Origin of the sequence: Nostoc sp. (genome assembly GCF_036917235.1) — a bacterium.
GTDB lineage: Bacteria > Cyanobacteriota > Cyanobacteriia > Cyanobacteriales > Nostocaceae > Nostoc.
The window spans coordinates 1-13,489 of the sequence record NZ_JBALDU010000014.1; the positions used below are offsets into that span (position 1 = coordinate 1).

At 44.9% G+C, this 13,489-nt stretch carries 20 protein-coding genes; 7 read left to right on the forward strand and 13 right to left on the reverse strand.

Annotated features, from left to right (window positions below; translation table 11 throughout):
- Positions 1 to 71: 71 nt before the first annotated feature.
- The 12 genes from V7K44_RS04850 to V7K44_RS04905 all read right to left on the reverse strand — a co-directional run bounded on the left by V7K44_RS04850 (position 72) and on the right by V7K44_RS04905 (position 9,332).
- The gene (locus V7K44_RS04850; RefSeq protein WP_334929169.1) at positions 72 to 929 is read right to left on the reverse strand and encodes a hypothetical protein; all 858 of its coding nucleotides are present in this window, start codon (positions 927 to 929) and stop codon (positions 72 to 74) included.
- A gap of 2 nt (positions 930 to 931) precedes the next feature.
- Positions 932 to 3,487 (reverse strand): collagen-like protein, encoded by a 2,556-nt coding sequence (locus V7K44_RS04855; protein WP_334929171.1) that lies wholly within the window; start codon positions 3,485 to 3,487, stop codon positions 932 to 934.
- A gap of 4 nt (positions 3,488 to 3,491) precedes the next feature.
- Positions 3,492 to 3,968, reverse strand: coding sequence for a hypothetical protein (locus tag V7K44_RS04860; RefSeq protein WP_334929174.1), 477 nt, complete (start codon positions 3,966 to 3,968; stop codon positions 3,492 to 3,494).
- The gene (locus tag V7K44_RS04865; protein ID WP_334929176.1) at positions 3,968 to 4,321 is read right to left on the reverse strand and encodes a hypothetical protein; all 354 of its coding nucleotides are present in this window, start codon (positions 4,319 to 4,321) and stop codon (positions 3,968 to 3,970) included. The genes V7K44_RS04860 and V7K44_RS04865 overlap by 1 nt, the downstream gene beginning before the upstream one ends.
- 458 nt (positions 4,322 to 4,779) lie before the next feature.
- Positions 4,780 to 7,383 carry a DnaB-like helicase N-terminal domain-containing protein gene (locus tag V7K44_RS04870; protein ID WP_334929178.1) on the reverse strand — a complete coding sequence of 868 codons (2,604 nt, stop codon included), beginning with the start codon at positions 7,381 to 7,383 and terminating at the stop codon, positions 4,780 to 4,782.
- 181 nt (positions 7,384 to 7,564) lie between these two features.
- Positions 7,565 to 7,741, reverse strand: coding sequence for a hypothetical protein (locus V7K44_RS04875; protein ID WP_334929180.1), 177 nt, complete (start codon positions 7,739 to 7,741; stop codon positions 7,565 to 7,567).
- A 119-nt stretch (positions 7,742 to 7,860) separates the two neighbouring features.
- A complete protein-coding gene (locus tag V7K44_RS04880) occupies positions 7,861 to 8,088 on the reverse strand; it encodes a hypothetical protein (protein WP_334929182.1) in 228 nt (75 codons plus the stop codon).
- The gene (locus tag V7K44_RS04885; RefSeq protein ID WP_334929184.1) at positions 8,088 to 8,384 is read right to left on the reverse strand and encodes a hypothetical protein; all 297 of its coding nucleotides are present in this window, start codon (positions 8,382 to 8,384) and stop codon (positions 8,088 to 8,090) included. Before V7K44_RS04885 ends, V7K44_RS04880 begins: the two co-directional genes overlap by 1 nt.
- Before the next feature lie 3 nt (positions 8,385 to 8,387).
- Entirely contained in the window at positions 8,388 to 8,648 is a 261-nt protein-coding gene (locus V7K44_RS04890; RefSeq protein WP_334929186.1) for a hypothetical protein, read from the reverse strand.
- The gene (locus V7K44_RS04895; RefSeq protein ID WP_334929188.1) at positions 8,645 to 8,824 is read right to left on the reverse strand and encodes a hypothetical protein; all 180 of its coding nucleotides are present in this window, start codon (positions 8,822 to 8,824) and stop codon (positions 8,645 to 8,647) included. The genes V7K44_RS04890 and V7K44_RS04895 overlap by 4 nt, the downstream gene beginning before the upstream one ends.
- Positions 8,825 to 8,839: 15 nt before the next feature.
- Positions 8,840 to 9,139, reverse strand: a complete 300-nt coding sequence (locus V7K44_RS04900; RefSeq protein WP_334929190.1) for a hypothetical protein — start codon at positions 9,137 to 9,139, stop codon at positions 8,840 to 8,842.
- Positions 9,105 to 9,332, reverse strand: a complete 228-nt coding sequence (locus tag V7K44_RS04905) for a hypothetical protein (RefSeq protein WP_334929192.1) — start codon at positions 9,330 to 9,332, stop codon at positions 9,105 to 9,107. Before V7K44_RS04905 ends, V7K44_RS04900 begins: the two co-directional genes overlap by 35 nt.
- Before the next feature lie 94 nt (positions 9,333 to 9,426).
- Here V7K44_RS04905 and V7K44_RS04910 point away from each other — a divergent pair, with 94 nt between their 5' ends.
- On the forward strand, positions 9,427 to 9,798 hold the full coding sequence (locus V7K44_RS04910; RefSeq protein WP_334929194.1) for a KGK domain-containing protein: 372 nt from the start codon (positions 9,427 to 9,429) through the stop codon (positions 9,796 to 9,798).
- Positions 9,799 to 10,020: 222 nt separating this feature from the next.
- Here the strand turns inward: V7K44_RS04910 and V7K44_RS33100 are convergent, their stop codons facing one another.
- A complete protein-coding gene (locus V7K44_RS33100; RefSeq protein ID WP_442940661.1) occupies positions 10,021 to 10,212 on the reverse strand; it encodes a ribbon-helix-helix domain-containing protein in 192 nt (63 codons plus the stop codon).
- A 411-nt stretch (positions 10,213 to 10,623) separates the two neighbouring features.
- Here V7K44_RS33100 and V7K44_RS04920 point away from each other — a divergent pair, with 411 nt between their 5' ends.
- The 6 genes from V7K44_RS04920 to V7K44_RS04945 all read left to right on the forward strand — a co-directional run bounded on the left by V7K44_RS04920 (position 10,624) and on the right by V7K44_RS04945 (position 13,327).
- Positions 10,624 to 10,929 (forward strand): hypothetical protein, encoded by a 306-nt coding sequence (locus V7K44_RS04920; RefSeq protein WP_334929198.1) that lies wholly within the window; start codon positions 10,624 to 10,626, stop codon positions 10,927 to 10,929.
- Positions 10,930 to 10,959: 30 nt separating this feature from the next.
- Positions 10,960 to 11,325 (forward strand): hypothetical protein, encoded by a 366-nt coding sequence (locus tag V7K44_RS04925; protein ID WP_334929200.1) that lies wholly within the window; start codon positions 10,960 to 10,962, stop codon positions 11,323 to 11,325.
- Between the two features lie 77 nt (positions 11,326 to 11,402).
- The gene (locus tag V7K44_RS04930) at positions 11,403 to 11,609 is read left to right on the forward strand and encodes a hypothetical protein (protein WP_334929202.1); all 207 of its coding nucleotides are present in this window, start codon (positions 11,403 to 11,405) and stop codon (positions 11,607 to 11,609) included.
- Positions 11,606 to 11,728: a hypothetical protein gene (locus V7K44_RS04935; RefSeq protein ID WP_334929204.1), complete on the forward strand. Its 123-nt coding sequence runs from the start codon at positions 11,606 to 11,608 to the stop codon at positions 11,726 to 11,728. The genes V7K44_RS04930 and V7K44_RS04935 overlap by 4 nt, the downstream gene beginning before the upstream one ends.
- Positions 11,718 to 12,080, forward strand: a complete 363-nt coding sequence (locus tag V7K44_RS04940) for a hypothetical protein (RefSeq protein ID WP_334929206.1) — start codon at positions 11,718 to 11,720, stop codon at positions 12,078 to 12,080. The genes V7K44_RS04935 and V7K44_RS04940 overlap by 11 nt, the downstream gene beginning before the upstream one ends.
- A complete protein-coding gene (locus V7K44_RS04945) occupies positions 12,077 to 13,327 on the forward strand; it encodes a hypothetical protein (protein ID WP_334929208.1) in 1,251 nt (416 codons plus the stop codon). Before V7K44_RS04940 ends, V7K44_RS04945 begins: the two co-directional genes overlap by 4 nt.
- Positions 13,328 to 13,489: the final 162 nt, after the last annotated feature.

Sequence of the window (13,489 nt, forward strand, 5' to 3'; positions counted from 1 at the left end):
TTGGGCTTTCTTTTTTCCCGGAAACATTTAATGTTTCCTTTGTTTTTTAGCTTTGTTTTTTAAGGGTGATTTCAAATTTTAACTAGGGGATTATATCTGTAGGTAGTATCTATTAAAAATACTGGTTGTGGTTCGCCCGGAATAAGTGCGTAAGCATACCGAAATCGCACATTTACCACACGACGATAGCCGCGTTTTTTGCGCGTTTTACCCATAATTATTTGCGTTTCCGTAACATTTCCTACGGTGCTTGGTTTTTTTGGATTTGCTATAGTAATTTTCTCTTCATCAAAGGGAGCATCAATTACATTGCACATTCTTCTGTAAATATCAATTGCATCAGCTTCGGTACTGGCTAATATCCTGCGTCCATTTGAGAAGCCATGTTTTGGGTCTTTATAAATTACGCCGAGATTTCCTTTAGTAAGAATAATTCCTTGTTTTCCTTCTAAAAATTGTGTTTTAATTTCATTGGCTATTTCGACTAATTTAGAATGCAAGTTGGTAGAAGTATTTTCCAAATCCATCAATCTAACACTGTATTCAGCATCGGCTTTATAATCTTGTGTTGATGGAACAGATGCAGAATCTTGTGAAAAATAAAATACTATCTTTGGATGACCCTCAACTGGTGGCTCAATGGTTTCTTTGGAACCGTAGTATACAAGTAAATTCTTTCTGCCATATCCCAATAAATCGTAAAAAAAATTGTGCCGGAGACTGCGAATAGCATCATTATCCGTATCTTGCATTGTTACCGCAGTTCTTAAACCACTTCTAGGGTCGCCGATATTTGGAACCCAATTATCATCGTGATCCGAGAAATATTTCCTAACAAGTAAATTATGCTGAGTATTGTATTGTTTTTGCAGATGTTCCCACGGGTCAAAATCATCGGGTAAACTCGTGCTGTCTATAGTATCACTCATTCTTAATCTCCAGCATCAAAAATATCGTCTAGCGCGACATCTAAAGTAGTACTAATTGCTTTGGCAAGGTCAAACTCTGCTTTTTTATCCTTATTCTCTTCAGTGGCAATACCGCTCTGTTTCGGTGTACCATCATGGTTTTTATCGCCTTTTATGGCTGATTGAAATTCGGCATTGGAGCTATCAATTTGGTTTTTAGCTTCCACGATACTTACTGGAACTTGCACCACAGCTTGGATGGTATTGGCAGCAGTTTCAGCATTATTTAGAAAAGTAAAATAGTTATTATGAAAATTTGGGTTGGGATGAAACCATTCATAAGCTCGTTCGCCAAGGACGCCCCATTTCTTAAGTGCGTTACCTATTTTCGCTGTATGACTACCGATAACTTCCAATCCATTTATTAGAGTACTTGTAGCGTTAGTTATTGCATTGAAAACGTTGGCTGATGCTTGATAAATTCTATTTGCTAATGCCCATTCTTGGGTTAGCTTGGTGTAATTATCAGCACCGATTGCATCTTTAATAAGTGTTTCCGTAGTCTTGCCAAGAACAGCACCAATATCAAGCGGTGTTCCATCAAGCCCCTTGGGTAATACCAAACTCAGTACTGTATTAATAATACTTCCTAGTGTTTGCCCTAGATTATTTGTCAGCATTAATGCATTGTGTAATGTAGTTGCAAAAGTTAAGACTGCAAGTGCTTTTTCAACATAAGTATTCTGAGCAACACTTGTTACTAACCCGCTAATGCCTCCTGTGACTTGTGCCCCAAGCTTGCTATTAATGATGTTTAACAATGCCAACTGTGCTGCACTTGCAGCTGTACTGACGACATTTAAAATCTGCTGACAGATAGCAAATATCGGCGCTAGTGCTGCCATGATTGGCGTTAAAATTGTTGTTCTTGTTGCTGTATGTTGAACAGTACTGTTTGCACGAGTTTGAGTGTGTTGTGAAATAATCAGCGCCCTTAAACTGGCTGTTTCTGCTGGATTCACGTCCGTTCCATTCCTTCCGGGTATGCCGGGTACACCTTGCCTTCCTGTTTGCCCTCTTGTCCCAGGTGTGCCAGGGATTTGCACTACAGTAGTTACCCCGTTCAACCCGTTAATACCATCTCTTCCCGGTATGCCTTGCAACCCTTGCGGACCTCTATCACCTTGCCTGCCTGGTAATCCTTGCAGTCCACGCAAAGATTTTACTGTTTGATAAAGTGCAAGAGCAGTCAGCGCCGTAGTCAGTGCAATACCCGCTTTGCCTAGCGCATCACCAGCAATGCGCTTTGCCTGCTCCCCTATCCCTTCCGCCTGTGTAGCCTTGGTGTATGCAGTAGTAGCATTATCATTTGCAATACTTGCATTTCTTACCGCACCGTCAGCAGTAAGTTGGGCTTGTTTTGCATTACTGATTGCAGTTGCCCCAAAATTTTCTGCACGAGTTGCCGTCACTTGTGCTGCTCCCGCTTGCAGTTTCGCTGACTCGCCAATATCCTTAGCATCAAGAGCAATGTTTTTTACTTGCGCTGTCAATGCTTCGTTAGCACCAATGCGGTTTTGTAGTCCCAATAACTTGCCAAGTACACGGGATACATCGTTACCAAGTGCCACTACACCATTTTCTACAGCATCAATTCGCCCGCCTAATACATTGAGAGTTGCTAGTTGCTCAAAAAGCACTGCAAAAGTACCGATGATATTAAATATTTCCGCTATTTTCCCTAAAATCCTACCAGTTGCATTTAGAGCCGCTTCGCTTATGCCTACTGCTTTTGCAGCACTGGTAACAGCATTCCCTACGGCTGTTTCTAGTCTTGCGATTGATTCCCCAAGTGCGCCGACTCGCCCTTTTAATCCTTCTACCGTTCCTTTGAACCCGCCTACTGCATTATTAGCATCAAGCGCATCTTTTGCTGCCTGGGTTGCTTCGGTGACAGCTTGTCCTGACCTGGATACTGCTTGATTTGACAAACCGCTTGCTAGTTTCGACTCCCGCCCCGCCGTAGCAGCGATATCTTCTACTTGATTCAGCCGTTTGAAGGCATCGGCTGATTGTTTTTCAAGTAATGCAGCTTTTTTCTGTGCGTTACCTGCTGCATCAAAGGCGGTGTTTGCAACCTTTGTTGAAGTGCCGGCGGCTGTTGATGCTGCATTTGCGGCAACATCAGCTTGATGAGCTAGTCTAGCAATCCTAGCAATTTCAGCGCGATCGGCACCAGCATTTTTGGCGGTTTGTGTTGCTATTGCAAGTCCGTTGTTACCTACTTTTTCTGCGTTTAATAGTTTTTCAAGGTTCTGCCTTGCCTGGCTGGTGAGTGTGTCAATTTGAGGCTGTAGTTTGTTTGTAGCTACTACTACAGCGCCAGCTACAAAAGTCGTAAGCTCTGGTTGTAGTGAAGCTTTGATAGAATTTTTTAATGACAATTCATTAACAGGTTTGATGTTGCCAAGCCTTGCATTAATTGCATCGATTTGTTGCTGAAGGTTCGCACAACAATCGCACTTTCCAGCGCAACCGAGCGCTGATTGCATACTCCCAATCACGCTGGAGGTACTCATATATTTAGCCGCAATTCCGATTTTTTAATTGATGCGATAAACCTTCTATCTGTGACCAATCACTATTGCTAATACACTTGCCGCTACACCCAATGCCACAAACAACTTCGCAATCAGATAATGATTGATACAAACCTGGTGTGTTGTAAACTGACTTTTTGATGCAAGCACCATTGATGCAGTCGTATGGTGTTACTGGTGCTGGAGTGGTGCAACTAGAATCATCCTTGACAAAAGTCTTTGATGACGAATACAGAGTACTGCTTGGATCGTTAATGCTGGCAGAAGCTAATGAGCGGCTATCTGTACCAACGCAGATCAGTTGCCAAGTCGTTGATGAACCTGGTGCTAATGTCCACGTAGGATCGTCAAGTTCAAAACCCGAATAGGTATCAAGTCCTGAAAAAGTAGGATGACCCGACCAATTATCATACAACTGCCAACTGCCAGGACAACCTCTGGGATCTGTCGCATTAGCCATTAGTAATCACTTGGGTTGATAGTAGAGCCAGTGTCGAGCCTAGAGATAGATACTGTTAACTGATCCTGCCTATAGCTGTCGTTATTAGTCCCTCGTGTTGTGAATGAAGAGAACCCGTTAGCAACAATCAAGCTCTGATCGGTGTTAGCGTCAAAATTTTCTTGTGTGAGATAAGTCTTTGCTGCTAGCAGTAAAGCCACCAAATGACCTTCTGCCGTAGCTGTGGATGGACTCGATAAACCTGCTGTTACTAAAGCACTATCAGGAATGAAAAGACCTGTTGTAGTGGTAGTAGCTCCACTTGCTAGACGTGAAGTGCCCGTTCCAAAAACTTGTCCAAGATTTGGTTCCATTTCAAATAAAAGCAGATTTAAATGTTGTGAATAAATCTGTTGTATGCGTTAGCAAGATTTGTGTAAATGTTCCACTTTTATGTAAAAGTGGTAGTTTTTACAATCTCACAATGCTTACCTAGAGGCGATTCCAGCAATTTTACTTATGTACACAACAAAAACGTACCTGTTTCACCCTTTACGAAGGTAAAACAGGAAGTCATGCAATAATACGATGCAGTTTGCGTGAGTAGCAGTACTGAATCTATTGAAGAAACAAATTATACAAATATTTACAAACAGCAGAGGACAAAATCGCCTAGAGAGAATAGGCTGAGGGCGATCGCTATTCACAAGGCTTACAAATAAATACACCAAGCGCGTAGGCGCAGCCCGCCGCAGGCATCGCACTCAAGGTAGAAGAGTGATCGCATTTCATTAGTGCTGAGTGCGATACCTGTGGCGGCAAGCTACATCGGTTAGCCACTCATTTTTCTAAGTTCACTTGGCTGGTATGGACCATAACAGTCGTTTCCTGTTCTGGTTTTTATCTGAATCCAGATACCACCTGGGTGAACAGCGCTAATTGTGAACACTCTATCTTTGAATTTTTTGTGTTCACTAATGACCGCTACCTTATCATCAACTTTGAATTCTGTTTGTATGGGGGAAGATTCAGGACTTTTGACCAACTGGTGCGGGAAGTAAGCCTTTGTCATCGGCTTGGGGCGATCCTCAAGTTTTAGCCGGATACCATCGGCTTTAATACTGGTGATAGTGGCCAACGTTTCTTTGTGCTTGCCAACCAGAATAACTACTTTGTCTCCGATCCTAAAATCGCTCCTGGGGGATTGCTCGCAGCACTGTAAATCGGTGAAGGTTAGGCTGAATCGTCCTCTTCCAGCGACATTGCAACTAGCCTCAGAGAACTCATCGAAAATTTGGAATACTTTTGCTTCTTGCTTAAAAGACAGGCTCCAGTAGGTGGCTTTCTCCTCGATGAGAGGCAATGGCAGAGGATCACCTGAAGGATCACCCCCCGGATCACCCTGGAGAGAACTGCCAGAGTCTTTAACTGATAAGGCTTCAATGGCTGTTTGACTAGTATGTATATTTTCACACAGGATCGGGGGAGGATCAGTACGAGGATCAGACCCACTATTGTTATCTGACAAGCCATTCAGCTTCAGGTGATCCTCAACACTCACTTTGGATTCTAAAAATTCTTTGCTGGGCATTTTTCCGAGATTTTCAGCCCCTTGAGGATCACTAGAGGCTGTATCGCTTACTGTACTTGAATAGTGGGTCTGATCCTGGGTCTGATCCTCGTACTGATCCTGTTTTTTTATACCAGATTTTGAGTTAGGCTGTAAGCCATTACTATCAGTCGTTACAGACGATGAGGGGGTCTGATCCGAGGGGTGATCCTTTGGCGATCGTTCATAGGCTAGGAAATAAACGTTGGGTTTAGCCTTCTCACCTTTAGCTGCTGGGTGGCGTTTGACGCTGATTAATCCATCCGATGATAATTCTCTGAGGTATCGCCGAGCGTAGTCTTTGGAGATGCCTAGTCGATGGGCTATCTCTTCACTGGTGAATTTAATGTTTCTGTGAGATGCCAAAAGCTCTAAGGTACTGTCTTTGGCAGATTGACTGGGGCCACCGAATGCTTCTCCCTCTTCTCCCAAAAAGGTAAAGCTAAGGTCTTCTGGGTTGAAATACATTCGGTATTTCTTGCTGGAGGATCGCGATCGCGATTTGTCGATCTCTAATATCCGGTCGTAGGAAGTCGCAGTTTCTTTGTTGTCCTTGGATAGCGTCCAAACTTCACTAACTGCGTTTCTAATTGCGGTCGTGCCCCTAACCTCACCCCCCTTGTTCATGTGGTGAATAATCACGAAGGTGGTTTTGTACTGGGTAGCGAGTCCGGTCATCTCTAATATGGGGCGGGAATATTCCATTTCCGACTCGCGGTAAATTGAAAACCGATTGGCAGTAGATAGCGAGTCAATGAAGACAAGCTCCGGCTGAAACTCCTTTAAGTCCTGAATTAAAGTTGGCATATTCTCAGCACTCCAGCCAAAGCGAACACGAACAGAGTCGCCGATATCTTCTTCTGAATAACCCATTGAATCTAGGGCTTGTAGCATATCGCCAGGGCTTTCATCTCCCTGGTAGTAAAGAATCTTCCTTTTTCCGGTGGTTAGAAATGAGCCAAGCTGAGTGCCTTGGATCAAAATCTTGCCAATCGCATAAGCAAATTTGGTTTTGCCAACTCCACCGTCTGATGCTAGCAAGATGGTTGTGCTTTTAGGAATGAGTCCATTGATTAGCCATTCGCGAACTGTGGAGCCTGCTAGCTCTCTTAATTCATCATAAGTAAGCAAGTTGCTGCATTGGGCAACGAGTGCTTTCAAATAAAATTGTTCCAAGAATCCCATCGAAAGACGGTGGTCATCTGCTAGTTTTTTCAACTTCAGAAGTCTGAGAGATGGTTGAGCGCAAGTTGTATAAATAGTTGTCAATTCTGACAGTAATCTATCGTGTAACCATTGCTCGTGTTCTTCTTTTGTTGGGGCAACTGGTGTCTCAATAATTGACTGAACTCTCTCGGTAATATCCGCGAATAAATCAGGTAATTCTCGATAGGTTTCATATCCCAAATTACTGATTGTGCCACCCAACTCAATCATCTGTCTGTGAACAAATGCTTTTATTATCGAGTCGGCCATGTGGTCGATGTTGACTGTAGTTACGTTCCATTTGACTACAGAAGCAAGCTTATTTTGACCACCTATTCGGGCAAGGATGCCGTGGTCTCTTAGAAAGCTAGTAACACTCAACAAGTCATTTGGTTTCCCCTTGTTACAAAGTCCTAGACAGGCTTTGTAAATGTCTCTATGGGCACTTATGTAAAAGTGTTCTGGCTTTAGTCGGTCTTTGATGCGATAAATTGCATTTGGGTCATCTAATATACCACCAATGACTGTTTCTTCGGACTCTATTTCGTATGGCGGTAATTTATCTGAATTATCCTTGAAGTCAACCTGCTGTTGGGGGAATGGGAAGATACCTTGTGTCATTTCTCTACCCCCAAATTAGCTAGCTTTGAATTATTTGATGTGGTAGAATGTGGGAAAGTAACGGATATTCTACCGCCTAGTCTTTCTAAATATTTATTCATTGTTTATTGACGTTTTAGTTTTGGATTCACCAGTTCCTAAATTGGTGAGTTTTTTTTTGCGTGTGATAAATTGCTTAATTTCAAAATCCATCGCCGGGTTGGGAACGCTGATATTCTTGTTCCTCTAGTAATTTGAGAATCTGTTTTGCCGCGAAGGAGCGATCGTAGTGTGGAAGTCCTGCGGTGGACATTGCCGCCAGGAGGCACTTGATTTCTTCGGGGCGATCAACTGATAAGTCGGGGATTAATGCCAGCATCAGCCTTCCGTATGCCCGTACTTCCTTGTGGGTAAGCTTGTCGCCTTCCTTGTTGTCCTTGATTTGTTTAAGGAAATGAACGATCGCCTTGGTTGAACCGTCGAAGCCAAACATTTGATTTAGGGGGTAGGGGCTGGGGAATCGGTAAGTTGCAGGTAAAGCAGAAAGTTATCTAATTCGTCTTCGGTCAACTGGAGGCGCGATCGCTTCCCGTAATACTTCATCAAATGCTCTCGACCTTGGTCTTCTGTCCAGCCCAGCCGATACATTTCGAGGTCTGTTTTACCTACTAATTCGCTGAATCTTTCGTATGTTGGTTTGGTTATTGGTCGTTGGACACTGGTCATTAGTTAGAGCGATCGCTACTGAGTTCTTTTGGGGCGAGGTCGCTTGATGCCTGTTTTTCTGTCTCCGCAGATGAACTTAGCCAGTAGGTAATCTCGTTCATCGCTGAAACTTTTTCTTTGTAACTAAGTTGATTGATGACTTCGAGTACCTCTGCCGAAAATTTGTAGCTTTCTTCTTCCACTAAGTCGGAGATTGGGTCATTATCGTACTTGGCAGATTTGGCTAAGAGCGCCAGCAAGTCGAATAAGTAGGGTTTACAAAGGGCTAGCAGGAGGTCTGTTTGTTGCTGAGTCATAAGTTAGTCATTAGTTGTTGGTTGTTGGGCATTCCGCTTGCGCTTCATCTCTGCTGCTGCATCTCTGAAGCGATCTACTAGCAAGGGGGTCTCTTGGAATAGCTGTGGCAAGCTGTGTAATGTAATTGCTGCTAGTAATGTGGCTTCGTCGGGTTTTAAGTCTGGGTCAATGGTGCGGATGTAGTCGATTAATCGGTCTAGGGCACAAATGGCTAGAATCCTTGTATCGACTGCCTTTGCCGAGAGTTTATATTTTCTAGTCATTGGTCATTGGGCATTAGAAAACATTCCTCCCACTGGTAAGTTGCCTCTGAGAGGTTCCGCTCTACTAGCTGGTAAAGATGTCCTTTGCTGAAAATGAAATTAGGGAATTCAAGAACGCCGACCAATTCCCTTGTTTCGGCTATTTGCCCAGTGGTGATTTTTAGAATCACTTTCATAGTTAGCCTCTGGTTTTAAGCCAAGTAAGGAAGATACCCAGGAAAATCTCCGGTGAATTCTTCCTCCTCTACTGGTGTTGGGGGAAAGAGATAATAATTGGTTTGCCTGTAGAATGCCTCGGACGGCGATCGCAGCATCAAAAATAGGTAAAGTCCGCCGTCGAGGTAAACAGCAGGCGGAAATCTCACAACGGCAATCATTTCCTTACTGGCTAATATCTGTCCTGTTTCTGTGGTTAAAGTTGCTATCAGCATTGGGCATTGGGTAGGAGCGATCGCACTATCTAGCAGGGGTGAAGTCAACGTAAAGGTCATACCCTACATAAAACTGAGAGGCTGCCTCTGGGTTGGTGATTTGGAGTTCAATTCGACCAGATGGTGTGGCTTGCCAGAAAGTTAGGTTTTCTTCACTGGGTGGGTTAGTGGTTACTGGGGTGAGGATAACTGTTGATGTCTGGGTTTCGTGGTTGAGGGTGTTTTGCTGGCAGGTGAATTTAGCTCTGATCATTGGTTTTATTCCTTGGTGGTCTGGGAAAGATTAGGGAAGGCGGATCAAGCGTCAACTTGAGCCGCCATGTTCTATACCGAAAGAGAAAATCGAAATGAGTATCGAAAGATTTGGGTTAGACCCTGATGGTAAGTTGGGCTTGAACGAGGATGACGTTATTGCAATTCAGTCGAAAGACTTTGGAATGGAAACCATGATTAAACTTAGTCGGGTCATTCAAGCGATACAAACATGGTCGGGCAGTAACAGTAATAACAAGGGCAATGAGGGTCAATGGTTTGCTGAACAAGGACTCTCATGTGAAATATTGCGTACAGTAGGCGGAGGCTGGCAAAAGGGGCGATTCCGTTTTCGGCTAGAATTCATCCCTGATAAGCCAGAGGCTTTTTTCAAAGATTCCACTCTAGAAGAGGATAAAACGCAGTCACCCCTGGACGATCTCCGATCGCAATTAGACACCCAATAATCACAGATGCGTCACCTGCTGATGGCAGTAGGCGACATATCCATGAAAAAGCCGTCCTGCCTGCGAATGGTAGGACGGCTTAAACTTTTGCGTCTGCTGGGGTTTTTAATTCCTCTTTTAATAATTTAAGTTCTTCGATCTTTGACTTTAGACGAGATATCTCGTCTTCGATGCGTTGATTTTCTAGTTCCTTAATCGCCACCTGATCAGAGTATTCACCAATCAAGTGGTCAATTGTTCCCCCAGAAGTTCTTGCTCCGTCAATGAGGAGATTTGATCTCTGGCCATCTGTTCCACTAATTCGCTCTTGCTGACACCCAATGCCTTGGCTTTCGCCTCCAGTTTCTCTACCCCTTCCGGCGAGAGAGTTAATGTCAAATCTTTTTTCCTCTGCCCATGCAGTGGTTTTCGCATCTTTTCTACCCGTGTACAACATTTTTATTCTACCCCTGTACTATCTTTACATTTAACCCTGGCAGTATTAGACTATTTATAGTTGTACCAGGGTAGAACTATTTTTGACAAGTAACTCCCGACCCAAAACAGACAGAGATAGCAGCCTGCCAGCACTGAGCAAATGAAAGACCTGCTAGGGGAAAGTGACAACGGACAACTGACAACTGCATTCACCCATAAGTCGTAGCGTCGCTGGGTTAGCGGTACTTAGCTTTCATCCATGCTGAATGTATTAATTGACAACTGTATTAACCCATAAGTCGTAGCGATCGCAGGGTTAACAGTGCAAAGAAAAAAAGGCGAACACTACTCGCAAGCGATCGCCTTCATAAAAACAGGTGGATTTATTATCTCAAGGAGATTTTACTCATGGATACAACAGACGCTATTCGACGAGAGATGTCTATTTTCACCCTTTCGCAGACAACAGGGCTGGCTTCCTTAGTCTTCCTTGCTTGGCGAGAAAAAACCTCTGTCTGGGATCAGTGGAGCGAATGCGGCTTTGCCGACATCCCTGAAAACACAGTTAGCTTGTGCGACTTGCTCAGTGACCAGGATCAGCTAAAGCTAGCAGCCGACATTGCGATCGGCTTATTAAAGGAGATTGTCGCGGCGAATTTAGAACGAGAAAACGCTGAATCTATTTCTGTGCAAGCGATTGAAGCCCAAAGTTAACCCACTTTATTGAGCGACTACTAACGCACTATGACCGACCAACAGACCACAGACAAACCACTTAACGGGCAACGACCAAGCCCCATTAACAGCCGTAAAGGTCGCAAGAAGGAGTGGAAGGACTTAACCATTGACCCACTCTCTGAGGGATATGAAAGCCATCAAGCCGACTATGTAGTGGGTAACTCGCCGATTACCTGGGCATTACTTGAAGTCGGTCAACTCTTCTCTCGTTCCAAGAACGGGAAGAACTTGCACGTCAAGCTAAATGATGGCCGCGCCATCTGTTTAGATACCCGACGGCCAATTGAGTTCAAACCATCGATCCGCAACTCTACACAGGTTTGGGTTGTGACTAACTTCAATTCGACCAGTGCAAGTAAAACCGATTTTTAAAGGCGATCGCATTTTTCCAAGAAGCGCGATCGCCCGTGTTATGCGGCCACATCAATGAAAACCACACATTCAAGATTATGACAGAAGACATCAACAAATCCTACGTTCAGCGTTATGTAAAGCAAGCCACAACCACAGATGACGAAAACTTGCAGAATAATGCCCTCTACCGAGCCGGGACACAGATGGAAGTTATTCCCTGTGACGGCAACGACAAGCTGACCGCAGAACAGAGGCAGACAGTACTGGACGCGGCTGACAAATTGCTAGGAGGGCAGGGGTGAATCAAGTAATGATCCTAATTTGTACCATCGCGGCTCTAGTAATTGCGATCGCAGCACTGTGCAAGCAGGAGAGTAATCGCCCTTTCTACTTCAAAATTGAGGTGCAGTATGGCAGATGAGCAAAAAATAGTCGTTGAGGTTCCGAGCAGCAGCGGACACTACTCCCCAATCCCCAGTCCCCAGTTATCTAAACTGGGGGAATTTAAAAAGGGATGGGCAGACGCGATCGCGCTGCCAGACAATCTACCAGACTTAGCTTATACCCTTGCTTCTACGGTAGCGATTCCCGCTTTATTAAGTAGCTGTTGGGTGAGTATACCCTTCCCTGGATTTATCCGGCTGGGAGTCTTGGGAGTGTTGGCGATCGCTGGAATTGTCACCCTTTACCTACGGCAAGCCGTGCCAGAGGTCAAAGATATTCTGCTACTGCGGGTTGGACTAGTTGCTGTGGGGGTGCTGCTGGGAATATGAGCAGTGATTTACACCCTTCCCAGTTACATCAACACTTACAGATGTACGCCTGTGCCAAGTGGTCATTTTGGGGAAGCCTGACTCTAGGCTGTGGACTGTTATTTTTAGGAGCGAGTCAAAAGCCAGAGTATAAACCGTGGATACTGGGTGCATCTGTTGGGACTTTAGAAGTCGGTCGCAGGCATCGCCAAACAGCCAAGCTGCTGAGAGAATCCCTTGGTGACATCGACCGAGCATCGCGGCTTAACTTCCAAGCTTTAGCTAGAACCCAGACACAGACAACCGCACAGCTAGCACTAACTGTTGGCGCTGTTGATGCTAATTGGAAACCAGAGAATTTAATTACCGACCCAGTTGAGTACATCCAGAAAAAACAAAAACACGTTGCTTTAGTCGGTGGCACGGGCGACGGGAAGTCAACCTTCACCCAGTATCTATCCTCCAAAATCGGTGGTCGAGTTGTCGTCTACGACAGCGACGCGAAACCCGATGATTGGGCTTGGCTGGATCAAGCCGATGTTATTGGCAGAAAAGGCAACTTCAAAGCCATCGACACCGCAATGGGCAACGACCTCAAGGCATTGGAGGAACTTGTTGAACTGCGCGGGGAGGGGGGAGATAACGCGATCGCTGGTCGTGAAAGATTCCTAATCGCTGAGGAGTTCCCAATCCTAGTTGACGAGTGTGATAACGCTACACCGTGGATCAAGCGTCACGCCAAGCGCGGGAGAAGGTATAAACAGTTCATTTGTGCTTTGGCCCAGAATGACACGGCTGAAAATTACGGCTTGCAAGGTGACAAGGACACCCTCTACAGCTGCTTTGTGTTGGTGAGGTTGGGGCAGTTCGGGTGTGACCACGCCAGGAGCAAACTCAAAGATCCTCAACTAGAGCAATGGCTTAAAGCTGGTGGCAAAAGGCGGTTCATGGTCGATGACTGTCCTTGTGAACTTGACCTGAGCAACTGGGGAGCAGGGAGCATGGTGCAGCCAGAAACCTCCGGCGGGGGAGAAGAGGAGGTGCAATCTCAACCGTCAGCCATGAATGAGTATGAGCAATTTATCCTTGACTGGGGTCAACAGCACCCAGGCGAGATTTTAAAGGCTGGAATGCTCAGTCGGGCTACACGCCTATTCGATGGTATGCAGCCAGATGAGATAAGGATTTTCTTCGTTTCTATGGCTGATAGGGGATTGGGGGAAGTAGAGGGAAATGGCGATCGCCTGGGCTGGAGGTGGTCAAAATAATGTCTATAGTTTGCCTACAGTCCGTCTACAGGCTGTAGGCAAAGCTTTGCAGGTGGATTAATGAGTGATGGCAAGGGATTTTAAACGCTGTTGCGATCGCTCTTAAATTCACCTGTTGAGGTTATCAAGTCCGTCTACAGCGTCTACAATTTTTCAGCCCCA